Source organism: Streptomonospora halophila (genome assembly GCF_039542725.1).
Classification (GTDB): Bacteria; Actinomycetota; Actinomycetes; order Streptosporangiales; family Streptosporangiaceae; genus Streptomonospora; species Streptomonospora halophila.
In genome coordinates this window covers 85,970-110,545 of the sequence record NZ_BAABIK010000020.1, presented here as the reverse complement: position 1 = coordinate 110,545, position 24,576 = coordinate 85,970, and the positions used below count along the sequence as shown (strand labels likewise).

Sequence of the window (24,576 nt, the reverse complement as noted above, 5' to 3'; positions counted from 1 at the left end):
CCCGCAACCCTGCGGGCCCGCTCAGGCTCTTCCCAAGAGACGGAATCTCCCGGCGAATCCGGGAACCGATTCGTTCGTTTCGGCGGATTCGCTCTGACTTCTTCGAATTTACCAGTCCGCCGCGAAACGGCCAAATTGGCCGCCGTTGGCTCCGACTCGTTCTCCGAAGTCGCCGGCGCACCGATTGCGGCGGCCGGTTTCTTCATTCGAGGTTACCAGGCACACTGATCGCGCATGCCTTGATTTCCTGGGTCTCGACTGCGGTTCGGCTCGGACGCCTTCGACGGCTGTCCACCGGCCCGCATCGGCCTACATACGATAGGTTCCGCGCGCGGAGACGTCAAATCAGGCCGATCATCCTGCTCCGCAGACCGTCCAGGGGGGCGGTCGGAGGGCGGATCGGGCTCCGGTCCCGCGCTCACGCGGTGGGGGTCGGCCTTCGGCAGGTCGGCGCTCGCCGCGCGGTAGGTCAAGTCGTTCTGTTCCACCGAGGGTCCTGCCCCTCGGTCACACGGGCTAAACACATCCGCCCGAGCCGTTGTTCCCGCCGGTACCGCTCGCCTGGCCCGCGGACCGGAACCTCGGCGGCGGCGGGCGGGAGCCCTCGGTCGCCCCGCTCCCCCGCCGCCGGCCGCCGCGCCTGTGATCGCGCCGCGGGCCCCGGTCGCGCTCAGCCCCGGTCGAGGATCACCCCGCCGACGCTTCGCTTGCCCCGGCGCAGCACCAGGTAGCGCCCGTGCAGCAGGTCGTCCGGGCCGATACGGGCGTCGATGTCGGCGACCTTGGTGTTGTTCAGATAGGCCCCGCCCTCCTGGATCGTGCGCCGGGCCCCCGACTTGCTCGGCACCAGGCCGGTCTCCGCGAGCAGGTCGACCACCGCGGGGCCGTCCTCCACCGGACCGGTCGCGGTGGTGTGGGGCACCTCGGCAAGCGCGGCACCCAGGGTCCGGGCGTCAAGGGCCGCGAGGTCGCCCTGCCCGAAGAGCGCGCGGCTCGCATCGATCACCTTGCGGCACTCCTCCTCGCCGTGCACCAGGGTGGTCAGCTCCTCGGCCAGGGCGCGCTGCGCAGCGCGGGCGGCCGGGCGCTCCTCCGTATGGTGCTCCAGGTCCTCGATCTCCTCGCGGGAGCGGGAGCTGAACACCCGCAGGTAGCGCGCGACGTCGCGGTCGTCGGCGTTGAACCAGAACTGGTAGAAGGCGTAGGGGCTGGTGAGGCCGGGGTCCAGCCACACCGTCCCGGACTCGGTCTTGCCGAACTTGCTGCCGTCCGCCTTGGTGAGCAGGTTAGTGGTCAGCCCGTGGGCCGGCCCGTGCGGCTCGTTGCCCTCCATGCGGCGGATCAGGTCGAGGCCCGCGGTGATGTTGCCCCACTGGTCGCTGCCGCCGATCTGCAGCGTGGTGCCGTGGCGGCGGTAGAGCTCGACGTAGTCGTAGGACTGCAGCAGCACGTAGCTGAACTCGGTGTAGCTCATGCCCTCACCGTCGAGGCGGCTGCGCACCGTCTCGCGGGCCAGCATCTGGTTGACACTGAAGTGCTTGCCCACGTCCCGGAGCAGGTCGACTGCGCTCATGGCGCGCAGCCATTCGCCGTTGTCCACCATCAGGGCGTCGGTGGCCGCGCCGGCGCCCTCGGGGGCGAAGCGCAGGAACGCCGAGAGCTGGCGGCCGAGGGTGCCGACCCACTCCTCGACGGTCTCGACCGAGTTCAGGGCGCGCTCGGCGCTGGGCTTGGGGTCGCCGATCAGCCCCGTGCCGCCGCCGACGAGCGCGATCGGCCGGTGTCCTGCCCGCTGGAACCGGGCCAGGGAGAGGATCTGGGTGAGGTGGCCGACGTGCAGACTGCCCGCTGTGGGATCGAAGCCGCAATAGACGGTGACCGGGCCATCGGCGAGCGCCTTGCGGAGTTCGTCAAGGTCGGTGGTCTGCGCGAGGAGTCCGCGCCATTCGAGTTCGTCGATGATGTCGGTCACGGTCGTCTTTCCGTCGTAGGGCCCTCCGCGCCGGGGCGGCGCGGGGCCGTCGTGGTTGCGGTCGAACTCCGTCCACCGTATCCGCTGCGTCCGGACTGCGCCCGCGGATGTCGCCCCACGAGGTTCACCTGGAGCGTTGACAGGCTTCTCTAATACCATTAGCTTATTGGCTATAGGTATTAGCCACGATCGCCGAGCCGAACAAGGGAGACCGACATGAGGTACCTGCAGCGCCCCGAGGGCCGGATCGCCTACGACCTCCACGGCGCGGACGGCACCGGCCCGCTGGTCGTGTGCATCCCCGGGATGGCCGACGTCCGCGGCACCTACCGCCACCTCGCGCCGGAGCTGGCCGCGGCCGGCTACCGCGTGGCCGCGATGGACCTGCGCGGCCACGGGGACAGCGACATCTCGTTCACCGACTACTCCACCCTGGCGATCGCCGGAGACGCGGCCGCCCTCGTGGAGGAGCTGGGCGGCGGCCCTGCTCTGCTCGTCGGCAACTCCCTGGGCGGCACCGCCGCGGCCTGGCTCGCCGCGACCCGCCCGGAGCTGGTCCAGGGCCTGGTCCTGATCGGGGCGTTCCTGCGCGGCGACGGCGCCGGCCGGCTCAAGGAGCAGTCCATGCGGGCGATGTTCCTTCGCCCGTGGGGCCCCGGACTCGTGCACAAGTACCTCTCCGGCCTCTTCGCCGGACGCACCGCCGACGACCACGCGGACCACCTCGCCGCCATCCGCGCACAGCTCTCGCCGCCGCAGCGCTACCGTGCCGTCCGATCCGTCATCGCCAACTCCTACCGGCCCGTGCCCGCCCGCCTCGACGACGTGCGCGCACCCGCCCTGGTGGTGATGGGCGAGCTGGACTCCGACTGGCCCGACCCGGCCGCCGAGGCCGCCTGGATGGGCGAGCGGCTGGGCGCGGAGGTGCTGATGGTCCCCGAGTCCGGCCACTATCCGCAGGCGCAGCAGGCCGAGACCGTCGCCAGCGCCGTCCTCGCCTTTGCGCCCGCGGACCGGGGCGAGCCCGGGCTCCCCCACCCCCGTGGCTAGGGCCGGGCTGAGCCCCGCGGCGGTGACCGAGGAGGCCGCGCGGGTCTGCGACGAAGAGGGGTTCGACCGGCTGTCCCTTGCCGCTGTGGCCAAGCGCTGCGGTGTCGCGGTGCCCAGCCTGTACAAGCACGTCGGCGGGCTGGAGGCGCTGCGCCGCGAGGTCGCGACGGCGGCGGCCGCGGAGTTCGCCCGCGTGCTCGGCGACGCCGCGATCGGCCGCTCCGGCGCCGACGCGCTGCGGGCGGTGGCCCGGGCCTACCGCGACTACGCCCGCACGCGTCCGGGGCGGTACGCGGCGCTGCAGCAGGCGCCGCGGCCCGAGGAGGACGAGGAGGCCGCGGCCGTCTTCTACCGCTCGGTCGAGGTCCTGGCCTCAATTCTCGCGGGTTTCGGTCTGCCCGACGAAGCGCTGATCGATGTCATCCGCTGGCTCCGCGGTACGCTGCACGGCTTCGTCGACCTGGAGCTGCGCGGAGGTTTCGGTCTCCCGCAGAGCGTGGACGGCAGTTTCGAGGTCGTTGTGGAGGCGCTGGTGCGGTCGCTGCGGGAGTGGCCGCACGCTGGAGGTTTCGAGCAGGGACCGGGTGGGGCGGCCGAACCCGGCTGAGCAGGCGACCGCCGCGCCGATTCGGGGCAGGGGCCGCCGGCGCGAGGGCCGCCCGGCCTGCCGTGTCGGATTACGGTCATCCGGAGTAAGGGATTGTTCACACCCCGCGTGTTTCGCCGATCACCGACCGCGGGGCAGCCTCGTGGTGTCCGAAAACCCCCGCTCAGGTTTTGGAGAGCCGAATGCCAGGCCCCCTGCGTCCCGCCGCGTCCGCGGCCGCGGCCGTGCTCGCCGCCCTCGCCCTGCTCCTGTCCGCGGCCGCTCCCGCCCAGGCGGCGCCCCCACCGCCGCCCGGGCTCGCTGAGGCCCGGGACCAGCTCGCACAGCTGCGGACCGAGCCGGAGGGCTCCTCCTCCGACTACGACCGCGACCTGTTCCCGCACTGGTCGGCGGTCGAGGGCAACTGCAACGCACGCGAGACGGTGCTGCGCCGGGACGGATCCGGCGTCCAGGTCGGCGCCGACTGCTACCCCGACTCCGGCAGCTGGACCAGCCCCTACGACGGCTTCACCACCTCCGACCCCTCCGAGGTCAGCGTCGACCACATGGTGGCGCTGGCCGAGGCCTGGTACTCCGGCGCCGACACCTGGTCCACGTCGCGCCGCGAGTCCTTCGCCAACGACTTGTCCACGCCGCAGCTGTGGGCCGTCAGCATCTCCAGCAACAGCTCCAAGGGCGCCGACGACCCCGCGGAGTGGATGCCCGAGCGCACCGCCGTGCACTGCGACTACGCCAAGAGCTGGATCAACGTCAAGTACGAGTGGGACCTCAGCGCCGACTCCGCCGAGGTCGCAGCGCTGGAGGACCTGCTCGACTCCGCCTGCTGAGCTTTCACCGCCCCACTCCGCGGCGGGGGTGCGCGCTCGGGCGCGCACCGCCGCCGCGCCGCTGTTCAGCCGAAGAGCACGTTCTCGCCCAGGTGCTCGGCGATGGCCAGCGACGACGTCGCCGCCGGGGACGGCGCGTTGCGCACACAGGAGAACCGCCCGTGGGCGTCGACCGCGAAGTCGTCGAGCAGCTCGCCCCGGCGGGTGAGCGCCTGGGCGCGCACCCCCGAGGGCGCCGGGCGCAGGTCGGCGGCGGTGATCGCCGGTATGAGGCGGCGGGCCTGGCGGGCGAACACGGCGGAGGAGGCCGAGACCGCCATCTCGCGCACGCCCATGGTCCAATGGCGGCGGGCCAGCCGCCAGAACCCCGGCGCCGCCGCGACGTCGGCGAGGTCGCGCGGCAGCACGTCGCGCAGCCGGTAGCCCTCGCGCGCGGCGGCCAGGATCGCGTTGGGTCCGGCCATCACCTCACCGTGGACGTGCCGCGTCAGGTGCACGCCCAGGAACGGGTAGCGCGGGTCGGGCACCGGGTAGACCAGGCCCCGCACCAGATAGCGGCTGCCGCGCGCCAGTTCGTGGTACTGGCCGCGGAAGGGCACGATGCGGGGTTCGGCGGGCGCGCCCGCCATGCGGGCGAGGCGGTCGCTGTGCAGGCCGCCGCAGATGATCACCCGGTCGAAGGAGCGCCGGACCCGCTCGCCCCGCGGGTCGCCGGTGAGTACCTCCGCCTTGTCGGTGTCCTGGCGCAGCGCGATCACGGGGGCGCCCAGCACGATGCGGCCGCCGGCCCTGCGCACGTCGTCGGCCAGCGCCTCGGCGACCGCGATGAAGTCGGTGGTCGCGGTGGTGGGCGAGTGCAGGCCGGCCACGCCGCTGACGTGCGGCTCGATCTCGCGCAGCCCTTCAGGACCGAGCCGGGTGACGCCCGGCACCCCGTTGGCCCCGGCGCGGCGCTCGATGCCGTCCAGCCGGGCCGCGTCCTCGTCGTCGTGGGCGACCAGAACCTTGCCGACCTCCTCGTAGGGCAGGCCGCGCTCGGCGCAGTACTCGCGCAGCAGCGACGTTCCCCGCCTGCACAGCAGGGCCTTGAGCGAACCCGGGCGGTAGTACAGGCCGGCGTGCACGACTCCGCTGTTGTGCCCGGTCTGGTGCCGGGCGACCGCGTCCTCCTTCTCCAGGACGGTGACGCGGGCGCCGGGCCGGTTCTGCGTGACCCACCTGGCCAGAGCGAGTCCGATGATCCCGCCACCGATGATCCCGATGCGTTCGATGCTCATCCGCGAAACGTAGCAAGGCCGCGCGCGCTGCCCGGGGGCCGCCCCGGCGGGCGGCGCGCGCCCGCACGGCGGTGTCACAGGGCGCGAAGTCCCTCCAGGAGCATGTGCAGGACGTCCTCGCCCGGAACGGACTGGGCGTTGGCGCACAACGTCAGGTCGCCGGCCTCGACCATGTCGGCGATCAGCATCTTGGCCACGCTCAGCGGCAGCCCGACCAGGGCGGCGAGCTCGGCGACGGTCTGCGGCGACGCGGCCAGCCGCAGCAGCGACTCGCGTTCGGGGCGCAGGTGGTCGTCGGAGCCGGGCGGCCGCTGCGCCGTGACGCGTGTGAGCAGGTCCAGCCCACTGGTGGCGGGTGCTCCGTCGATGCCGATCGCGAAGGGGCGGACCAGGCGCCCGGGGTCGGCATCGGGCGCGCGTCTACCCGCGTCCATCGCGCTCTCCGTGGCCGTTGCCGACGCCCGAGCGGTGCTCGGCCAGGTCGGCCGGTGCGGCAGGCGGCGGCTCGACCCCGGCCGGGGCCCACTCCAGCAGGTGGTCGGGGATGACCGCCGTGGCACTCGTGCCGCCGTAGGGCGAAGGGCGCAGCCGTACCGCCACGCCGTGGCGCGCGGCCAGCCGCGCCACGACGAACAGGCCGAGGCGGGGCTCCTCGGGCAGGGCCATGACGTCGAACTCCGGCGGCTCGCCCAGCACGCGGGCGGCCTCGGCGTAGCCCTGGTCGGTCAGGCCCAGGCCGCGGTCCTCGACCTCGACGGCGACGCCGCCGCTCACGCGGCCGCAGTTGACGTCGACCGTGCTGCTGCGGGGCGAGAACTGGGTGGCGTTCTCGATCAGCTCCGCCAGCAGGTGCACCACGTCGGCGACCGCGGCGCCGCTGAGCCGGGCGCGCGGAGCGGAGGTCAGCCGGACCCGGTCGTAGTCCTCGGTCTCGGTGATGGCGCCGCGCAGCACATCGGCCAGCGGCAGGGGTTCGCGCCAGCGGCGGGCGGAGCCGGCGCCGCCGAGGATGATCAGGTTGTCGGCGTAGCGGCGCGCCCTGGTGGCGAGGTGGTCGAGGGCGAACAGGCGGCGCAGGGAGCGGGGATCCTCCTCGTCGGCCTCGATCTCGTCCAGCATGCGCAGCTGGCGCTGGACGAGGGTCTGGTTGCGGTAGGCGATGCCCAGGAAGACGCGGTTGGCGCCGCGGCGGATCTCGGCCTCCTTCACGGCGGCGCCGACCGCCGTGCGCTGGGCGGTGTCGAAGGCCTCGGCGACCTGGCCGAGCTCATCGCCGCCGTAGTCCAGCCGCGGCAGCTCCGCGGAGACGTCGACGCTGCGACCGGAGCGGGCGCGGGAGGTGATGGCGGGCAGGCGGGTCTCGGCCAGGGCGAGGGCGTCGTCGCGCAGGCGGCGCAGCCGGGCGGTGAGCCTGCGCGAGGAGCGGATGGCCGCGTAGATGGCGGCGGCTCCGGCAGCGAGGGTGAGCGCTCCGCCGGCGGCGCCCGCGGCCAGGCGGCGCACCGCGGCGTTCCACGCGGAGTCCACGGCCCGGTCGGTCTGGGCGGAGGCCATCGCGCCCAGCCCGGGTTCGGCCGCGCCGGCCGCTCGGTCCCACTCGCGGGCGCCCACGCCGACCTCGGAGTTCCAGGCGGCCTCGCCGCCGTCGGCCACCGGGGGACGCGTGACCACGGAGCGGCTGAGCCGCTCGGCGGCGCTCCAGGCGTTGGAGGCCACAAGCGACTCGTGGCGGCGCAGGGTCGCGCCGCTCATGTCGTCGGAGGCGTCGGCGAGGGTGTCGCGGTAGGAGGCGGTGAGGAAGGTGAAGTGCGCGGTCTCCTGGTAACCCATGCCGCCGGCCGCGATCGAGCCGGCGAGCAGGGCGTCGGAGCGGGCGAACTGCTCGTGTGCGGTGGCCAGCCGTCGGGCCAGCTCGGCCTCGGGCAGGCTCGCGCCCCGCTCCAGCGGGCGCAGCAGGGCGCCGGTGGCCGCGGCGGTCGCGTCGACGAGGTCGCTGTAGGAGTTCAGCGCGGTGCTGCGGCCGGCTCCGCCGTCGTCGACCGCGGCGCGCACGTCGTCGAGGCGGGCGTTGTCCGGCGCGAAGGCGCGGGTGCCGGGCAGCGGTTCGCTCTGCGGAGCGGAGCCGAGGCCGGCGGCGAACCCGTGTGCGCGCTGGGCGGCGGCGTCGGTGCGCTCGCGCTGGTCCTCCAGGGCGCGGCGCACCCGCGCGTCGTCGGGATCGCCGAGGTGGACCTGGGTGAGGCGGCGCTCGCTCCGCAGGTCGTCGGCGAGGCGGTCGAAAGCGGCGATGCCGTCGCGTCCGTGGGCGACGGACAGCAGCAGCGAGCCCGCCTGGTAGGTCTCGACGGCCGCCGTGGCCGCCCACAGCACCAGGAAGCTGACGCCGGGTATCAGCACGATACGGGTGAGCTGCCTGCGTATGGTCGGTCGATGTTCGTCCATGGTCCCCCCAACCTGGAACCACAGACGCTACCGAAGATCGGCCCCGCCGTGTTGCAGAACGATCACATTCGGTGACAGGAATACAGCGGACCCCGCCGTCCTCGGCGGCGCGCGTGCTCGCGCCACCGAGGGCAGCGGGGCGCCGGTCAGCTCTCCGGGCGGTGGCGCGAGCCCACCGGCGCGGGGATGTCCTCGGCCGTCGGCGGGGTCTCGGCGCCCAGGGTGTTCAGCACCTCGGCGTAGCGCAGCGCGGCGATCTTGGCGAGGGTGCTGCCCGCGCCCAGAGGAGCGCTCGCACGGGCGCCGTAGTGCTGTGCGAGCTGCTCCAGGCGTGCGGCGGGGACCTCCGGGCCCACCACGCTGGGCGCGATCACCGGGCGCGCGCAGCCGGCGGTCGACAGCTGGTGGAAGGCGTCGTCCATGCTCGCCCGGTCCTCGATGTCGGCGGGCAGCACGGTGATGCCGAGCCGGGCCGCCAGCAGCACCGCGGTGACCCCCGCCGCGTTGACGGCCTCGGGGCCGCCGACCGCGCCCACCACGACGCCGTCGGTCATCTGGGTTCCGGGCGCCACCACGCTGATCAGGCGCATCCGGTCGGCGCGCACGAAGCCGGCCTCGGCCAGCCGCAGGTGCAGCGTCTCGGCGAGCATCGGGTGCGGGCCCAGCGCCTCGGTGACGCGCGCGTCGGCGCCGGCCTCCTCGACGGCGGCGGCCACGGCCTCCGCGGTGGCCCGGTGGGGTCCGGTGACCAGGGGGACGACGACACCCCGCAGCGGGTGATCGTCGCGCTCCTCCAGGTCGGCGAGGGCTTCGACGAGGTCGCCGCTTCCGGCGCGGCCGTGCTTGATGGTGACCTCGGGCCGGTACGAGCGGACGAGGTCGGCCATCTGCTCGCCGATGCCGGCGCCGTCGGATCCCTCGGCCCCGGTGTCGGCGGCGGCGGGGACGGCGAGGACGAGGGTCGGGGTCCCCACCCAGCTGTCGAAGGACAGCGGGTTGCGGTGGCGGCCGGAGCGGCGCCGCGGAAGATCCCGAGGGGGCAGTCTGTCCGGGTTATGCATACTGTCAGGGTTCACGCGAAGAATGCTAACGACTAGTGAGTGATGATCTCGCCCGAAGCCCGGTCTTCGTCGCCCGAAACGGCGCCGGACCTCGGACTGCGGGGGGATCGCGGGCAGGAACGTGGGCCTATGGTAGCGGTCTGCCGGTCGTCGCCGGGCTGCGTCGGCGCATCACGTGCTCCACGAGTGCGAGGAGGACGGCCTTGCTCGACTCCCGGTCGCGGGCGTCGCTGAGCACGATGGGGACGTCCGCGCCTACGTCGACCGCTTCGCGGACCTCCTGGGTGCCGTAGTCGTAGGCGCCGTCGAAGAGGTTGACGGCGACGACGAAGGGGATCCGGCGCCGCTCGAAGAAGTCCACCGCCGGAAAGCAGGTGTCGAGCCGCCGGGTGTCGGCGAGCACCACCGCGCCGAGGGCCCCCTCGGCGAGCTCGTCCCACATGAACCAGAATCGGCCCTGGCCGGGCGTACCGAACAGGTAAAGGACGACCTGCTGATTCACGGTGATGCGCCCGAAATCGAGGGCGACGGTGGTGGTGGTCTTCTCCTCGACGCCGCCGAGGTCATCGACGCCCATGCTGGCCTCGGTCATCACCTCCTCGGTGCTCAGCGGCTCGATCTCGCTGACCGAGCCGACGAGGGTCGTCTTGCCGACGCCGAAGCCGCCGGCCACCAGGATCTTGACGGCCAGCGGAATGTGCCCGCCGGGCTCGCCGCCGGGGTCTGCGCCGGGGGCCGTGCCGTTGTCAGAGTCTGCGGATGCCATCGAGTACCGCCTGCAGGACGCTCATGTGGGGTGGGTCCGACGCGGGCATCGGCGCGCGGGCGAGGACGTCGCCGTTGGCGATCAGGTCGCCCAGCAGCACCTTTACCACGGTCATCGGAAGGTCGAGTTGGGCCGAGAGCTCGGCGACGGACACCGGGCGGCCGCACAGCCGCAGGATCGCGGCGTGCTCGGGCTCCAAGGGGCCCCAGTCCACCCGCTCCCGGGTGGCCACCACGATGCTGATCATGTCCAGCCCGGCCTCGGCCGGGCGGGTGCGGCCGCCGGTCACGGTGTAGGGCCGGACCAGCGGTCCGGCGGCGCCGTGGCGCGGGAGCGACCCGTCGTGGCCGCCGCGCTGGCGCCGGTGCCGCAGGAGCTCCTCGGCCGCGTCGCGGGCGCCGCCGGCCGGGGCGGAGGCGCCCCACACCGCCTCGGCGCCGGGAGCGGCGTCCCAGCCGCCGAGGGGTGCCGGGGCGGCTGGAGGGGGCTCGCGCTCGGCCGCGGGTTCGCGGACGTGCGCGGGGCGCTGTCCACCGCGGCGGTGCTCGCCCGCTCCCCTCATGATCCGGAGCTCCCCGCCGCCATGGACTCGGGGAACCGCGGTGCCGAGCTGAGGAACTGCCCGACCCGCTTGATGCGCATGTTCATCTCGTAGGCGATCAGGCCGACGTCGGCGGTCTCGTCGGCGAGCACCGCCAGGCAGGCGCCCTCGCCCGCCGCGGTCACGAACAGGTAGGCGCGCTCCATCTCGACGACCGTCTGGCGCACGGCTCCGCCCCCGAACTGCCGGCCGGTACCGCGGGCCAGGCTCTGGAAGGCGGAGGCGACCGCGGAGAGGTGCTCGGCGTCCTCGGGGGTGAGTCCGCGGGACCGCCCGATGAGCAGGCCGTCGGCGGACAGCACGATCGCGTGCTCGGCGCCGACGACGCGGTCGACGAGGTCGTCGAGCAGCCAGTTCAGATCGCCTGCGGCGTGGTTGTTCTGCATCATCATTCGCTCTCTCCCGTGTGTAGGCCCGCCGACCGCCCTGCGGGGCGCTCCCCTGCCGCGCCGACCGGCGCGGGCGGCCGTCGGGCTCCCCCCGTGTCATCGCCCGGACCGTCGGGGCGATGTGCTCCTGCCGGTCCCTCCGCCGCGCGCGGGTCGGGGCGGTGCCCGTCGACCGCCTCGGCGGGTTCGGCCCGTTCTCCGGCCGCGGCCCCCTCCGGCCCGTCCGCGTCGTCGGACTCCTCGCGCCCCCTGCGGGTACCGATCTGGAAGGCGCTCATCATCCGGCGGGCGTCCTCGGGCGCGCGGGCGCGCACGGGCGCGCCGGAGCCCGGATCGTCGGTGTCCCCCGGATCGGGCTCCCGGCGCAGCTGCGGCGCGAGGTTGGCCTGCCGGCGGCGGCGGGGCAGGGACGGGCGCCCGCCGTCGCCGCCCTCGGCCGGCGGCGGAGCGGCGGCGCCGGCCTGGCCCGGTGCGTCGTGTCGATCGGCCGGCTCCCGCTGGGCGGGGCTTTCGCCGGCCTCGGGGTGTCCGCCTCCCGCTGCCGAGACGCCGTTGTCGGGAAGTCCGTGCCGTGCCGAGCTCTCCCGGCGCATCGGCAGGGCGGGCTGGGCGGGCCCGTGCAGCCCGCCCGGCTGCACCTGCCGGGCGCCGGACGGCTCGTCGGCGGGGCTGCGTCCGGCGGCGCGCACCGCGGTGAGCGGGTCGCCGTCGGTACGGACCGGACCGGTCGGCGCGGGCGCGCCGCCGGGACGCTCCGGCCCCGGGATCTCGGCCTGCGAGATCAGCGCGGCGGGGACGAGGACGACCGCGCGCGTGCCGCCGTAGGGCGAGGGGCACAGCCGCACCCTGATGTCGTGCTTGGCCGCGAGCCGGGCCACCACGAACAGGCCGAGTCGGGAGTCCTGGTTCAGCGCCATGACGTCGAACTCCGGCACCTGCTCCAGGGTGACGTTGGCCGCCTCCAGCACGGAGGCGCTCATGCCCAGGCCGCGGTCCTCGATCTCCACGGCGACGCCCTTGGGCACCACCTCGCTGTGGATGTGCACCACGGTGTGCGGCGGCGAGAAGGCGGTGGCGTTCTCGACGAGCTCGGCCAGCAGGTGGATGACGTCGGCGACGACCGAGCCCGACAGGGAGAGCTCGGGTACGCCGCGCAGTTTCACCCGGGTGTACTCGTCGGTCTCGGAGATGGCGCCGCGCAGGATGTCCACGAGCGGGATGGGGTTGCGCCAGCGGCGGCCGGGGCGCCCGCCGCCGAGGATGATGAGGTTCTCGGCGTTGCGGCGCCCGCGGGTGGCCAAATGGTCCAGGTGGAAGAGGTCTTCGAGCAGGTCGGGATCGTCCTCCTCGCGCTCCACGCGGTCCAGCAGCTGGAGTTGGCGCTGCACCAGCGACTGGTTGCGGTGGGCGATGGCGAGGAACACCCGGTTTGCGCCGGCGCGGGTCTCGGCCTCCTTGACGGCCGCGCTGACGGCGGTGCGCTGGGCGGTGTTGAAGGCGTCGGCGACCTGGCCGACCTCGTCGGTTCCGTGGTCGAGGCGGCGCAGCTCGGTGTCGAGGTCGACCGGTTCGGCGTCGGAGAGCCGCCGCACGATGCGGGGCAGCTCGTCGCGGGCGAGGCTGAGGGTGTCGGCACGCAGGCGGCTCAGCCGCGCGGTCAGCCGGGCCGCGGAGCGGGAAGCCACGCCGTAGGCGACGGTCCCGGCGAACAGGGAGAGGATCCCGCCGCCGAGCGCGAGGTTGAACATCCAGGTGCTGGCGGCGTCGGTGGCGGCCATGACGGAGTGGACCTGGGCGTCGGCGAGGTCGACCAGGTCGGCGTTGACATCGTCGGCGGTGGAGCGCCAGCCGTCCAGGCCGTCGGGGGCGCTCCGGTCGACGGCTCCGGAGCCGGTGACGGGGTCGACCTCGATCTCGGGCTCGTAGCCGATGACGGTGTCGGCCAGGTCGTTCATCCGCTCCCACGCGGGGCCGGCGACCATGCGCCCGTGCGCCCGCTCGGTCTCGCCCTCCAGGGCGTGGGAGAGGCCGGAGAGGCGGCTGCGGGCGCCCTCGATCCGGGCGGCGAACTCGGTCTGCCGGCGGATCCGGAGGCTGTCGGCGGCGAGCGCGCCGCTGAGCAGCGCGTCGGCCCGGGTGAAGGACTCCTGGGCGCGGATGAGGCCCACGGCGTCGGCGCCGGCGGAGGCGGAGGGGCCGTCGTCGAGGTTGTGGGCGATGGAGTCGTAGAGGCGGACGGCCTCGGCGATCATGCCGTCGTAGGCGGTAAGGGCGGCCTCCGGGCCGGTCTCGCCGGCCATCACGGAGTCGCGGACCCCGGTGCGCCCGTCGATGCGGGCGAGGTATTCGTCGGCGATGCGGGCGGTGTCGGCCTCGGAGTGGCCGCGCAGCCCTCCGGCGCGGGACTCGACCTTCTGCAGCGCCTCGTCAGTGACGGAGGTCTGGCGGCGCAGCGCCTCGACGGCGTCCTGCGAGGGTGCGCTGGCGTACTCGGTGGCGAGCCGGCGCTCGCGCTGGAGCTCCACGACCGAGTGGTAGAGGTGGACGCCCGTGCGCCCGTCGCCGGTGGCCACGCGCAGCGAGACCGCCTGGGTGAGCGTGGCCGTGCTCAGCACGGCGAACAGCGCAAGGAACGTGATGCTGGGAATCAGCACGATCCTGTTGAGCTGGGCTCTGATACCGCGATCGGAGCCGCTGTGCTCGCTCATCGAGTTCCCCCCACGACGCGTACGCGGACGCGGGCACCGGATTCGGATCCACGCGGCGAGCGCTCCCATTGCCGGCCGCGGACTCGGTCCCCCCGACGGGCCGGCGCCTCCCCTGCCATGACGCCCCTCAGTCACAACGTGCGTAGGAGCGAATACCCGTGGTGCCCACTGTCCAGGACGCTACATCACCGGCTTCGGCCGTGCCGGGGGTTTGCGCGAAGTCCCGGGTGAACCGGGGTGGCGCAGGCAGCGGGGAAGGACGGGGCGGCCGCGACCGCGGTTGCGGACGCCGTGCGAGGCGCCGCGCGGACGGCGACGGGGACCGGCGCGGCCCGCACGGCCGCTCCGGTCCCCGCGTCCCCGTCCGCCGGTCGGGGTCCGGCGCGGTTCGAGCGCGGCTACTCCGGCTTCGCCTCCGCGAACGCGCGGTGGCCGGCGATCCGGGAGCGGAGGCGCTCCAGCTGCTCGGCCACGCGCGCCGGCGCGGTGCCGCCCTTGGCCGAACGCGACTCCAGCGACCCGGCGACGGTCAGGACACCGCGGACTCCGGAGTCGAGGTGCGGAGAGACGCCGGCGAGGTCGGCGTCGGTGAGGTCGGGAAGGTCGATGCCCCGCTCCTCGCACACGCGGACGCAGGCTCCCGCGATCTCGTGCGCCTCGCGGAAGGGGACCCGCTTGCGCACCAGCCACTCGGCGATGTCGGTGGCCAGGGAGAACCCCTGCGGGGCCAGTTCCGCCATGCGCTCTCCGTTGAACCGCAGGGTGGCGACCATGCCGGTGAACGCCGGCAGCAGCAGGGTCAGGGTGTCGACCGTGTCGAAGACGGGCTCCTTGTCCTCCTGCAGGTCGCGGTTGTAGGCCAGCGGAAGCCCCTTGAGGGTGCCCAGCAGGCCGGCCAGGTCGCCGATGAGGCGGCCGGACTTGCCGCGGGCCAGTTCGGCGACGTCGGGGTTCTTCTTCTGCGGCATGATCGAGGAGCCGGTGGAGAACGCGTCGTCCAGGACCGCGAAGGAGAACTCCTTGGTGGCCCACAGGATGATCTCCTCGGCCAGCCGGGACAGGTCGACGCCGGTCATCGCCCCGACGAACGCGAACTCCGCCACGACGTCGCGCGCGGCGGTGCCGTCGATGGAGTTCTCGGCCGAGTCGGGGAAGCCCAGCTCGGCGGCAACCGCCTCGGGGTCCAGGCCCAGCGACGAGCCCGCCAGCGCGCCCGACCCGTAGGCCGAGACGGCGGCGCGGCCGTCCCAGTCGCGCAGGCGCTCCACGTCGCGCAGCAGCGGCCAGGCGTGCGCGAGCAGGTGGTGGGCCAGCAGCACCGGCTGGGCGTGCTGCAGATGCGTGCGGCCGGGCATGGGCACGGCGATGTTGGCCTCGGCCTGGTCGGCCAGCGCCGAGGCGAGGTCGAGCAGCTCACCGGCGATGGCCCGCGCCTGCTCGCGCAGGTACATGCGCACCATGGTGGCGATCTGGTCGTTGCGCGAGCGCCCGGCGCGCAGCCGCCCGCCCAGCTCGGGGCCCACGCGTTCGATGAAGCCGCGCTCCAGGGCGGTGTGCACGTCCTCGTCGGCGAGCACCGGGGTGAAGGAGCCCGAGGCCACGTCGGCCTCCAGCCGGTCCAGGCCCTCCAGCATCGCCGCCAGCTCGTCGCCGGTGAGCAGCCCCGCGGTGTGCAGCACACGTGCGTGCGCGCGCGAGCCGGCGATGTCGTGGCGGGCGAGGCGCCAGTCGAAGTGGGTGCTGAGGGAGAGGCGGGCGAGCGCCTCGGAGGGGCCGCCGGCGAAGCGGCCGCCCCACAGGCGGGTGACCTCGGTGTCGCTCTCGTTGGCCACGGTCGGGGTCCTTTGCGTTCTGTCGTTCGGTCGCCGGGCCCGCCCCGGTGCGGGCGCGCGCCCGCACCGGGGCGGGCCCGGGGTGCGGAGGAGGTCGGGGGTCCGGAAGCGGCCCGCGGCGGACTCCCGCGGGCCTCAGCCCTGGCGGCGGTCCCGCAGGTTGGCGATCTTGGCGGGCATGCTCCAGACGTCGATGAAGCCGCGCGCCATCGACTGGTCGTAGGTGTCGCCCGTGTCGTAGGTGGCGAGGTCGTAGTCGTAGAGCGAGGAGTCGCTGCGCCGCCCGGTGACTACGGCCCGGCCGCCGTGCAGGACCATCCGGATGTCGCCGGTGACCTGCCGGTTGGCCTGGGCGATGAACCCGTCGAGGGCCTCCTTGAGCGGCGAGAACCACAGGCCGTCGTAGACCAGCTCGCCCCAGCGCTGGTCGACGCCGCGCTTGAACCGGGCAAGCTCGCGCTCGACGGTGACGCTCTCCAGCTCCTGGTGGGCGGCGATGAGCGCGACGGCACCCGGCGCCTCGTAGACCTCGCGGCTCTTGATGCCCACGAGGCGGTCCTCGACCATGTCGATGCGGCCCACGCCCTGGGCGCCGGCGCGCCGGTTCATCTCCTCGATGACCTGCAGCGGGGAGAGCTCCTTGCCGTCGATGGCGGTGGGCACACCGGCGGTGAAGGTGATGACCAGCTCGTCGGGCTCGCGCTGCTCGGCGGGGTTGTCGGTGTAGGCGTAGACGTCCTCGATGGGACCGTTCCAGATGTCCTCCAGGAAGCCGGTCTCCACAGCGCGGCCGAAGAGGTTCTGGTCGATGGAGTAGGGCGACTTCTTGGAGACGTCGATGGGCAGGCCCTTCTCCTCCGCGAAGGCGATGGCCTTGTCCCGGGTCATGCCGGAGTCGCGCACGGGCGCGACCACCTTCAGCTCGGGGAACAGCGCCGCGAGACCGGCCTCGAAGCGCACCTGGTCGTTGCCCTTGCCCGTGCAGCCGTGGGAGACCATGGTGGCGTTGTGGTAGCGCGCGGCCTCGGCCAGGTGCTTGACGATCAGCGGCCGCGACAGCGCCGAGACCAGCGGATAGCGGTCCATGTAGAGCGCGTTGGCCTGCAGGGCGGGGACGCAGTACTCCCCGGCGAACTCGTCCTTGGCGTCGGCGACGACGGCTTCGACCGCACCGCAGTCGAGGGCCCGCTGGCGGACCACGTCCAGGTCCTCGCCGCCCTGGCCGCAGTCGATGGCCACGGCGACCACCTCGGCACCGGTCTCTTCAGCGATCCAGCCGATGGCGACGGAGGTGTCCAGGCCCCCCGAGTACGCGAGTACGACCCGCTCGGTCATGTCCTTCTCCCTGCTTGTTGCTTGTACGGTCCCGGTTGCGTCGCGGCCGCGGCCGCCCCCGGTCGGCCGGTGCCCTCAGGGGCGCCGGTCGGCCAGCCGCAGCAGCGCTGATGCCAGTTCCCCGCCGCCTTCGGGGTCGCGGGAGATCACCAGGATGGTGTCGTCTCCGGCGATGGTGCCGAGGATGGCGTGGAAGTCGGTGTGGTCGATGGCCGAGGCCAGGTACTGGGCGGCGCCCGGCGGTGTGCGGACGACGACCATGTTGGCCGAGGCCTCGGCCGAGACCAGGAGGTCCTCGGCCAGGCGGGTCAGGCGGGCGTTGGAGGCGTGCTCCAGGTCGAGTGCGTCGGGCCGGGCCCGCTGCAGCCGCTCGCCGCCTTCCCCGGGCAGGACGTAGATGAGTTCCCCGTCGACGGTGCGCAGCTTGACCGCTCCGAGCTCGTCCAGGTCGCGCGAGAGCGTGGCCTGGGTGACCTGCACGCCGCTCTCGGCCAGCAGCCTCGCCAGGTCCGCCTGGGAGCGGACGTCGTGGCGGGTCAGGACCTCGCTGATGCGGGCGTGGCGGGCGGTCTTGGTCATGGGTGCGGAGCCGGCGCCGTCGACGGTCATCGTCGGTCGCCCTCTCTGCCCGCTGCAGGCGCGGTGCCCCCGGCGAGCAGGAAGTGCAGGAGCGCCTTCTGGGCGTGGCGGCGGTTCTCGGCCTGATCCCACACGGCGCTGTTGGGACCGTCGATGACCGAGGCCGCGATCTCCTCGCCGCGGTGGGCGGGCAGGCAGTGCAGCACGATCGCGCCGGGCGCGGCGGCGGCGAAGGCCCGCTCGTCGACGGCGTAGTCGCGGAAGGGGGCGGCGCGCTGATCGGCCTGGTCCTCCTGCCCCATCGACGTCCACACGTCGGTGGCCAGCACGTCGGCTCCGTCGGCGGCCGCGGCGGCGTCGCCGGTGACGGTGATCGAGGCGCCGGTCCCGCGGGCGATGTCCTCGGCGCGGGAGAGCACGCCGGCGTCGGGCCGGTAGCCGTCGGGTGCGGCGATGCGCACGTGCATGCCCGCGAGCGCGCATCCCAGCAGGTAGGAGTGGGCCATGTTGTTGGCGCCGTCGCCGAAGTAGGTCAGCGTGGTCCCGGCGAGGCTGCCCTTGCGCTCGCGCACGGTCTGCAGGTCGGCGAGGACCTGGCAGGGGTGGTAGGTGTCGGTGAGGGCGTTGACGACGGGCACGCCGCCGGCGGCGGCCATGGTCTCCAGCCGCGCCTGGGCGAAGGTGCGCCACACGACCGCCGCGACCTGGCGCTCCAGGACGCGGGCGGTGTCCTCGACCGGCTCGCCGCGGCCGAGCTGGCTGCCCTGGGCGTCGATCACCAGCGGGTGGCCGCCCAGCTCGGACACGCCGACCGCGAAGGACACCCGCGTTCGGGTGGAGGGCTTGTCGAACAGCAGGGCGACGGTGCGCGGGCCCTCCAGCGGCCGGTAGGCGTAGGGGTCCCTCTTCATGGCGTCGGCCAGGTCGAGGACGGCGGCCTGCTCGGCGGAGGTGAGGTCGTCGTCGCGCAGGAAGTGCCGTACCTGCCGGGGGGACGGGGTGGTCAACGTGCCTCCTCGAGGATGGCGGGCAGGGCAGCGGTGAACTCCAGGACCTCGTCGCGCGAGATCGTCAGCGGGGGCGCGATCCGCACCGCGTCGGGTGTGAGGGCGTTGACGAGGAAGCCGTGTGCGGCGGCGGAGGCCTGGACGGCGGCAGAGGCGGGCGCGCTCAGCACGAGCGCGCGCCACAGCCCGCTGCCCCGCACGCCCGCGAGCAGCGGGTGGTCGATCGCCGCGGCCTCGCGCTCCAGCAGGGTGCCGAGCTCGGCGGCGGAGGCCAGCAGGTTCTCGTTCTCGACCGTGTCGAGCACCGCCAGGGCGGCGGCGCAGGCGACGGGGTTGCCGCCGAAGGTGGAGCCGTGGTCGCCCTTGGCGAAGGCGGTGGCGTAGCGCCCGAAGCCCACGCACGCGCCGATGGGCAGCCCGCCGCCGAGCCCCTTGGCGAGGGTGAGCACGTCGGGTGTGACGCCGTGGGCCTGGTGGGCGAACCAGCGGCCGGTGCGGCCGATGCCGCTCTGGATCTCGTCGAGGACGAAGGCGGCGCCCGCCTCGTCGCAGGCGCGGCGGACCTCGGCGAGGTAGCCCTCGGGCGCGGGCACCACGCCGGCCTCGCCCTGGACCGGTTCGACGAAGACGGCGGCGCAGGTCGCGTCGACGGCCTTGCGCAGGGCGTCGGCGTCGCCGTAGGGCACGAAGACCACGTCGGTGCCGTAGGGGCCGAAGGGGTCGCGGATGGCGGCCTTGCCGGTGAGCGAGAGCGCACCGAGGGTCCGGCCGTGGAAGCCGTTGTCCGCGGCCACGATCCGGGGGCGGCCCTCGTCCGCGGCGCGCTTGACGAGCTTGAGCGCCGCCTCGTTCGCCTCGGTGCCGGAGTTGGCGAAGAACACGCGCACGTCGCCGTCGCCCTCGCTGCCGAGGAGGCCGACGAGGCGCTCGGCGAGCTCGACCTCGCGCTCGTGCAGGAACAGGTTGCTGGTGTGGGCGACGGCGGCGGCCTGGTCGGCCACCGCCGCCACCAGCGCCGGGTGGCCGTGGCCGAGCGCGGAGACGGCGATGCCGGCGATGAGGTCGAGGTAGGCCTTGCCGTCGGCGTCGTAGACGCGGCAGCCCTCGCCGCGGGCGATCGCCACGGGCGGGGTGCCGTAGTTGGGCATCAGCACCGCGTCGAAGCGGGCCTGGAGGTCGGTCGTGGCGCTCATTCGTCACTGCCCTCGAAGATGTCCACGGGTTCGGTGGGCTCCGCGGCCTCGGCGACGACCATGGTGCCGATGCCCTCGTTGGTGAAGATCTCCAGCAGCATGGAGTCGGGGGTGCGTCCGTCGAGGACGTGGGCCTGGGGCACGCCGCCGCGCACGGCCTTCAGGCACGCCTCCATCTTGGGCACCATGCCCGAGGCCAGCTCGGGCAGCATGGCCTCCAGCTCGCCGGCGGTGAGCCTGCTGATCAGCTCCTCACAGGTCGGGTAGTCGGCGTAGAGGCCCTCGACGTCGGTGAGGACGACGAGCTTGGCGGCGTCGAGCTCCACGGCGAGCGCCGCGGCGGCGGTGTCGGCGTTGACGTTGAAGACGCCCTCGTCGGCGCGGGCGACGCTGGAGACGATCGGGATCCGCCCGTCGTCGAGCAGCGTGCGCACGACGCCCGGCTGGACGTCGACGACCTCGCCGACCTGGCCGAGGTCGACCGGGGCGCCGTCGATCCAGGCGGCCTTGCGCTCGGCGGTGAACAGGTGGGCGTCCTCGCCGGAGATGCCGACCGCGAAGGGCCCGTGCGCGTTGACGAGCCCGACGATGTCGCGGTTGACCTGGCCGACCAGCACCATGCGGACGACGTCCATGGTCTCGGGCGTGGTGACGCGCAGGCCGGCGGCGAAGGTGCTGGTGACGCCGAGGCGGTCCAGGTGCGCGCTGATCTGCGGGCCGCCGCCGTGCACCACCACGGGGCGCAGCCCGGCGTAGCGCAGGAACACGATGTTCTCGGCGAAGCGCTCGCGCAGCGCGGGGTCGGTCATGGCGTTGCCGCCGTACTTGACCACGACGGTCTTGCCGTGGAACCGGCTCAGCCAGGGAAGGGCTTCGATCAGCGTGTTGGCCTTGTCCAGGGCCTGTTTGCGAGAGTTCATCGGATTCGCGGTGCGGCCGCCGCCCTGTCGGCGGGGCCCGGATGCACCGTTCTTCCCTCCCTTTCCAACGTGTTCGCCTGGAGCGGCCGCCCGGCGGCCGGACGGGTGCTGTCAGGAGCTGTAGGCGGAGTTCTCGTGGACGTAGGCGGTGGTCAGGTCGTTGGTCCACACCGTTGCGGCCTCGCTGCCGGCCGCCAGGTCGACGGTGACGGTGACGTCGCGCCCGCTGAGGTCGACCTTGCTGCGGTCGTCGCCGACGGCGCCGCGGCGGCACACCCAGACCCCGTTGACGGCGAGGTTGACCTCGTCGGGTTCGAAGACCGCCCGGGTGGTGCCCACGGCGGCCAGCGCCCGGCCCCAGTTGGGGTCCTCGCCGTAGACGGCGCACTTGAACAGGGTGCTGCGGGCCACGGCGCGGGCGGCCTCGACGGCGTCGTCCTCGCTCGCCGCCCCCACGACCTCGACCGCGATGGACTTGGTGGAGCCCTCGGCGTCGGCGACGAGCTGGCGGGCCAGGTCGTCGCAGACCTCGGTGAGCAGCGCGCCGAACTCGGCCTCCTCGGGTGCGGTGCCCGAGGCCCCGCTGGCCATGAGCACGACGGTGTCGTTGGTGGAGGCGCAGCCGTCGCTGTCGACCCGGTCGAAGGTGCGGCGGGTGGCGGCGCGCAGCAGGCTGTCGCACTGGGCGGCGGTGAGGTCGGCGTCGGTGGTGACGACGCAGAGCATGGTCGCCAGCTCGGGCGCGAGCATGCCGGCGCCCTTGGCCATGCCGCCGATGGTGTAGCCGCTGCCGCGCTTGAACGAGATCTTGGCCACGGTGTCGGTGGTGCGGATGGCGTCGGCGGCGTCGGGCCCGCCGTCGCGCGCGGCCGACTCGACGGCCCGCCCGGCGCCGTCGAGCAGCGCGGGCATGGGCAGCCGCTCGCCGATGAGGCCGGTGGAGCAGACGAGGATCTCGCCCGCGGAGTCCTCCATGGCGGCCGCGACGTGCTCGGCGGTCGCGTGGGCGTCCTGGAACCCGGCAGGGCCGGTGCAGGCGTTGGCTCCGCCGGCGTTGAGCACGACCGCGCGCACCCGCCCGCCCGCGGCGACCTGCTGCGACCACAGGACGGGGGCGGCCTTGACGCGGTTGCGCGTGAAGACCGCCGCGGCGGCGCGTGAGGGCCCGTCGTTGACGACGACGGCGACGTCGCGTGCGCCGTCCGGCTTGAGCCCGGCGCTGACGCCGGCGGCGCGGAACCCGTTGGGTGCGGTGACGCTCACAGTGGGCCTTTCACGATTCGAAGGCGGTGTCCTAGGGCGCGACGCCGGTGACCGGGAGTCCGCCGGCCTCGGGCAGTCCCAGGGCGATGTTGGCGCTTTGCAGGGCGCCGCCGGCGGTGCCCTTGGTGAGGTTGTCCAGAGCGGCGACGGCGACCATGCGCTCGGCGCCGGGGTCGACGGCGACCTGGACGAGCGCGGTGTTGGCGCCCAGCGTCATGGCGGTCGCGGGCCAGGTGCCCTCGGGCAGCAGGTGCACGAAGGGCTCGTCGGCGTAGCGCTCGCGGTAGGCGGCGGCGATCCCCTCGGCGGTGGCGCCGGGGCGCAGCGGTGCCGTGCAGGTGGCCAGGATGCCGCGCGCCATGGGCGCGAGCACCGGCGTGAAGGAGACGCGCACCGGGGAGCCGGCCGCCTGCGTCAGGTTCTGCACGATCTCGGGTGTGTGGCGGTGCGTGCCGCCGACGCCGTACGGGCTGGCCGATCCCATGACCTCGCTGCCGACCAGGTGCGGCTTGGGCGCCTTGCCGGCCCCGGAGGTCCCGGTGACCGAGACGACGACCGCCTCGGGCTCGACCAGGTCCGCGGCCAGCGCCGGGAAGAGGGCCAGGGTGGCGGTGGTGACGTGGCAGCCGGGAACGGCGATGCGGCGGGTGCCGGCCAGCGCCTCGCGCGCGCCGGGCAGCTCGGGCAGCCCGTAGGGCCAGGTGCCGGCGTGCGGGGTGCCGTAGTAGCGCTTCCAGTCCTGCGCGTCGGTCAGGCGGAAGTCGGCGCCGCAGTCGACCACGAGGACCTCGGGGCCCAGCTGCTCGGCGATCGCGGCGGACTGGCCGTGCGGCAGCGCCAGGTAGACGACGTCGTGGCCGGAGAGGGTGTCGGCCGTCGTCTCGGCCAGCACCCGGTCGGCCAGCGGTACCAGGTGCGGCTGGTGCTCACCGAGCCGGCTGCCGGCGCTGCCCCCGGCCGTGAGCGTCCCGATCTCCATCCGGGGGTGGGCCAGCAGCAGGCGCAGCAGCTCCCCGCCGGCGTAGCCGCTGGCTCCGGCGACGGCCGCCGTGTATCCCATGCTCGCCCCCCGTGGTGCACCCTCCGCATTTCTTGAACCATGATGCAGCACCGTGCAAAATTATGCAAGCGGCGGCTACTCGGGGGCAGGCGGCCGGGGCCGCCGCGCCGGGCGGTCGGCGCCGCATTCCGCCGTTCCGGCCGGGCTAGTCCCGGCCCGCGAGCCGGCCGGCGATTCCGGCCAGGCGGGAGGTGCGCGAAACCCGGTCGGACTCGCGGCGGTCGGCGCCGCGGTAGAGGCCGTAGACCAGGCGGGTGCCGGCCCAGCGCACCGGCTCGGGCTCCCAGCCGCGCACGCGCCGGCCGACCCAGGGAAGCTGTGTTAGGTCGGTGCGCTCCCCCAGCACCAGGTCGCGCAGCGTGCGCCCGGCCAGGTTGCTCGTGGTCACGCCGCTGCCGACGTACCCGCCGGCCCAGCCCAGGCCGGTCTCGGGGTCGAGGTCGACGGTGGGGCACCAGTCGCGGGGCACACCCAGCACGCCCGACCAGGCGTGGGCGATGGGCACCTCCGCCGCGACGGGGAACAGCCGCGCCAGCACGCGCCACAGCTCGGCGATGGTCTGGGGCGGGGTGGCGCCGTTGGAGTCGCGGGCCGAGCCGAACCGGTAGGGGACCCCGCGGCCGCCGATGGCGATGCGGCCGTCGGCGGTGCGCTGGGCGTAGCAGTAGGCGTGGGCCGTGTCGCCCAGGACCTCCGGGCGCTCCCAGCCGATGTGGCGCCACATCACATCGGAGAGCGGCTCGGTCGCGATCATCGAGCTGTTCATGGGCAGCCACTGGCGGCGCTGCCCGTGCAGGCCGGAGGTGAAGCCCTCGGTGGCGCGGATGACGTGGTCGGCGCGCACGGTCCCGGCGGGGGTGACGGCGCACGGCCGCTCTCCGCCGGTGCGCGGGCGGATCTCGGAGACCGCGGTGTCCTCGAAGATGTCCGCGCCCAGCGCCTCGGCGGCCGCGGCCAGGCCGGTCACCAGCTTGGCCGGATGCACGCGCGCGGCGTGCGGGCTGTAGGCCGCCGCCACCGCGCCGTCGACCTGCAGCCGCGGTTCGCCCCTTGGGTCGAGCAGGTGGAGGTCCTCGGGCCAGTAGCCCCACTCGTGCAGGTCGGCGACCTCCTCCTGCAGGCGCGCCTTCTGCGCCGGGTTGGTCGCCACCAGGCGCATGCCGCCCTTGGCGATGTCGGCGTCGACGCCCTCCTGCTCGGCCACCGAGATCACCTCGTCGACCGAGGCCATCATGGCGCGCTGGAGGGCGACCACCGCGCCCTTGCCGTGGGTGGCGGCGTAGCGCCGCTTGGACCCGGCGAACTCGGCCGAGAGCCAGCCGCCGTTGCGGCCCGAGGCGCCGAAGCCGGCGAAATCGCGCTCCAGCACGGCCACGCGCAGGTCCGGGCGGGCCTTCTTGAGGTAGTAGGCGGTCCACAGCCCCGTGTACCCGGCGCCCACGATGCACACGTCGTAGTCGGCGCCGCCGGGCAGGGCGGTGCGGCGCTCGGGCATGCCGACGTCGCGGAACCAGTAGGAGACCCCGCCGTTGCGGAAGCCCGATGAACGGGGCACGGCGCGCATCTCGGCGGCGGTGGCGAACGGTGTCATTGTGCGGCCCCCGGCTGGTCGGGTCGTGCTGCGGTAAGGGCCGACCAGACTACCGGGGCCCGGACGCGCGCTCGGGCCCCGGACCTGGGATCGGCC

General features: G+C 74.1%; 22 protein-coding genes. 4 read left to right on the top strand and 18 right to left on the bottom strand.

What is annotated here, in order from left to right:
* Positions 1–228 (top strand): hypothetical protein (locus tag ABEA15_RS17580; RefSeq protein ID WP_345557609.1); only part of this gene is annotated, 228 nt, incomplete at its 5' end.
* A 442-nt stretch (positions 229–670) separates the two neighbouring features.
* Here ABEA15_RS17580 and tyrS read toward each other — a convergent pair.
* Complete coding sequence (gene tyrS, locus ABEA15_RS17575) at positions 671–1,972, bottom strand: tyrosine--tRNA ligase (protein WP_345557607.1); 1,302 nt, start codon at positions 1,970–1,972, stop codon at positions 671–673.
* Between the two features lie 216 nt (positions 1,973–2,188).
* Here tyrS and ABEA15_RS17570 point away from each other — a divergent pair, with 216 nt between their 5' ends.
* The 3 genes from ABEA15_RS17570 (at position 2,189) to ABEA15_RS17560 (ending at position 4,456) form a co-directional block, all read left to right on the top strand.
* Complete coding sequence (locus ABEA15_RS17570; RefSeq protein ID WP_345557605.1) at positions 2,189–3,022, top strand: alpha/beta fold hydrolase; 834 nt, start codon at positions 2,189–2,191, stop codon at positions 3,020–3,022.
* Positions 3,015–3,629: a TetR/AcrR family transcriptional regulator gene (locus ABEA15_RS17565; RefSeq protein ID WP_345557603.1), complete on the top strand. Its 615-nt coding sequence runs from the start codon at positions 3,015–3,017 to the stop codon at positions 3,627–3,629. The genes ABEA15_RS17570 and ABEA15_RS17565 overlap by 8 nt, the downstream gene beginning before the upstream one ends.
* Before the next feature lie 182 nt (positions 3,630–3,811).
* A complete protein-coding gene (locus tag ABEA15_RS17560) occupies positions 3,812–4,456 on the top strand; it encodes a GmrSD restriction endonuclease domain-containing protein (RefSeq protein ID WP_344145202.1) in 645 nt (214 codons plus the stop codon).
* Between the two features lie 65 nt (positions 4,457–4,521).
* Here the strand turns inward: ABEA15_RS17560 and lhgO are convergent, their stop codons facing one another.
* The 17 genes from lhgO to ABEA15_RS17475 form a co-directional block, all read right to left on the bottom strand.
* Positions 4,522–5,733, bottom strand: a complete 1,212-nt coding sequence (lhgO, locus tag ABEA15_RS17555; protein WP_345557601.1) for an L-2-hydroxyglutarate oxidase — start codon at positions 5,731–5,733, stop codon at positions 4,522–4,524.
* Between the two features lie 74 nt (positions 5,734–5,807).
* A complete protein-coding gene (locus ABEA15_RS17550; protein ID WP_344145206.1) occupies positions 5,808–6,167 on the bottom strand; it encodes a DUF742 domain-containing protein in 360 nt (119 codons plus the stop codon).
* Positions 6,154–8,175 carry a sensor histidine kinase gene (locus tag ABEA15_RS17545; protein WP_344145208.1) on the bottom strand — a complete coding sequence of 674 codons (2,022 nt, stop codon included), beginning with the start codon at positions 8,173–8,175 and terminating at the stop codon, positions 6,154–6,156. The genes ABEA15_RS17550 and ABEA15_RS17545 overlap by 14 nt, the downstream gene beginning before the upstream one ends.
* Positions 8,176–8,321: 146 nt before the next feature.
* Positions 8,322–9,236, bottom strand: coding sequence for a sirohydrochlorin chelatase (locus ABEA15_RS17540; protein ID WP_344145210.1), 915 nt, complete (start codon positions 9,234–9,236; stop codon positions 8,322–8,324).
* A gap of 127 nt (positions 9,237–9,363) precedes the next feature.
* A complete protein-coding gene (locus tag ABEA15_RS17535) occupies positions 9,364–10,002 on the bottom strand; it encodes a GTP-binding protein (protein ID WP_345557599.1) in 639 nt (212 codons plus the stop codon).
* Positions 9,983–10,375 (bottom strand): DUF742 domain-containing protein, encoded by a 393-nt coding sequence (locus ABEA15_RS17530; protein WP_344145439.1) that lies wholly within the window; start codon positions 10,373–10,375, stop codon positions 9,983–9,985. The genes ABEA15_RS17535 and ABEA15_RS17530 overlap by 20 nt, the downstream gene beginning before the upstream one ends.
* 185 nt (positions 10,376–10,560) lie before the next feature.
* Positions 10,561–10,992, bottom strand: a complete 432-nt coding sequence (locus ABEA15_RS17525) for a roadblock/LC7 domain-containing protein (RefSeq protein ID WP_311547774.1) — start codon at positions 10,990–10,992, stop codon at positions 10,561–10,563.
* Positions 10,992–13,700: a sensor histidine kinase gene (locus tag ABEA15_RS17520; RefSeq protein ID WP_345557597.1), complete on the bottom strand. Its 2,709-nt coding sequence runs from the start codon at positions 13,698–13,700 to the stop codon at positions 10,992–10,994. Before ABEA15_RS17520 ends, ABEA15_RS17525 begins: the two co-directional genes overlap by 1 nt.
* A 398-nt stretch (positions 13,701–14,098) precedes the next feature.
* On the bottom strand, positions 14,099–15,532 hold the full coding sequence (gene argH, locus ABEA15_RS17515) for an argininosuccinate lyase (RefSeq protein ID WP_345557595.1): 1,434 nt from the start codon (positions 15,530–15,532) through the stop codon (positions 14,099–14,101).
* A gap of 135 nt (positions 15,533–15,667) precedes the next feature.
* A complete protein-coding gene (locus ABEA15_RS17510) occupies positions 15,668–16,867 on the bottom strand; it encodes an argininosuccinate synthase (RefSeq protein WP_345557593.1) in 1,200 nt (399 codons plus the stop codon).
* Between the two features lie 75 nt (positions 16,868–16,942).
* Complete coding sequence (locus tag ABEA15_RS17505) at positions 16,943–17,476, bottom strand: arginine repressor (protein ID WP_344145220.1); 534 nt, start codon at positions 17,474–17,476, stop codon at positions 16,943–16,945.
* On the bottom strand, positions 17,473–18,453 hold the full coding sequence (gene argF, locus ABEA15_RS17500) for an ornithine carbamoyltransferase (protein ID WP_345557591.1): 981 nt from the start codon (positions 18,451–18,453) through the stop codon (positions 17,473–17,475). The genes ABEA15_RS17505 and argF overlap by 4 nt, the downstream gene beginning before the upstream one ends.
* On the bottom strand, positions 18,450–19,646 hold the full coding sequence (locus tag ABEA15_RS17495) for an acetylornithine transaminase (protein ID WP_345557589.1): 1,197 nt from the start codon (positions 19,644–19,646) through the stop codon (positions 18,450–18,452). Before ABEA15_RS17495 ends, argF begins: the two co-directional genes overlap by 4 nt.
* Positions 19,643–20,566, bottom strand: coding sequence for an acetylglutamate kinase (argB, locus tag ABEA15_RS17490; protein WP_344145226.1), 924 nt, complete (start codon positions 20,564–20,566; stop codon positions 19,643–19,645). Before argB ends, ABEA15_RS17495 begins: the two co-directional genes overlap by 4 nt.
* Before the next feature lie 111 nt (positions 20,567–20,677).
* Positions 20,678–21,829 carry a bifunctional glutamate N-acetyltransferase/amino-acid acetyltransferase ArgJ gene (gene argJ, locus ABEA15_RS17485; RefSeq protein ID WP_345557587.1) on the bottom strand — a complete coding sequence of 384 codons (1,152 nt, stop codon included), beginning with the start codon at positions 21,827–21,829 and terminating at the stop codon, positions 20,678–20,680.
* 31 nt (positions 21,830–21,860) lie between these two features.
* Positions 21,861–22,889: an N-acetyl-gamma-glutamyl-phosphate reductase gene (gene argC, locus ABEA15_RS17480; protein WP_345557585.1), complete on the bottom strand. Its 1,029-nt coding sequence runs from the start codon at positions 22,887–22,889 to the stop codon at positions 21,861–21,863.
* Positions 22,890–23,034: 145 nt separating this feature from the next.
* Positions 23,035–24,480: an NAD(P)/FAD-dependent oxidoreductase gene (locus tag ABEA15_RS17475; protein ID WP_345557583.1), complete on the bottom strand. Its 1,446-nt coding sequence runs from the start codon at positions 24,478–24,480 to the stop codon at positions 23,035–23,037.
* Positions 24,481–24,576 lie beyond the last annotated feature (96 nt).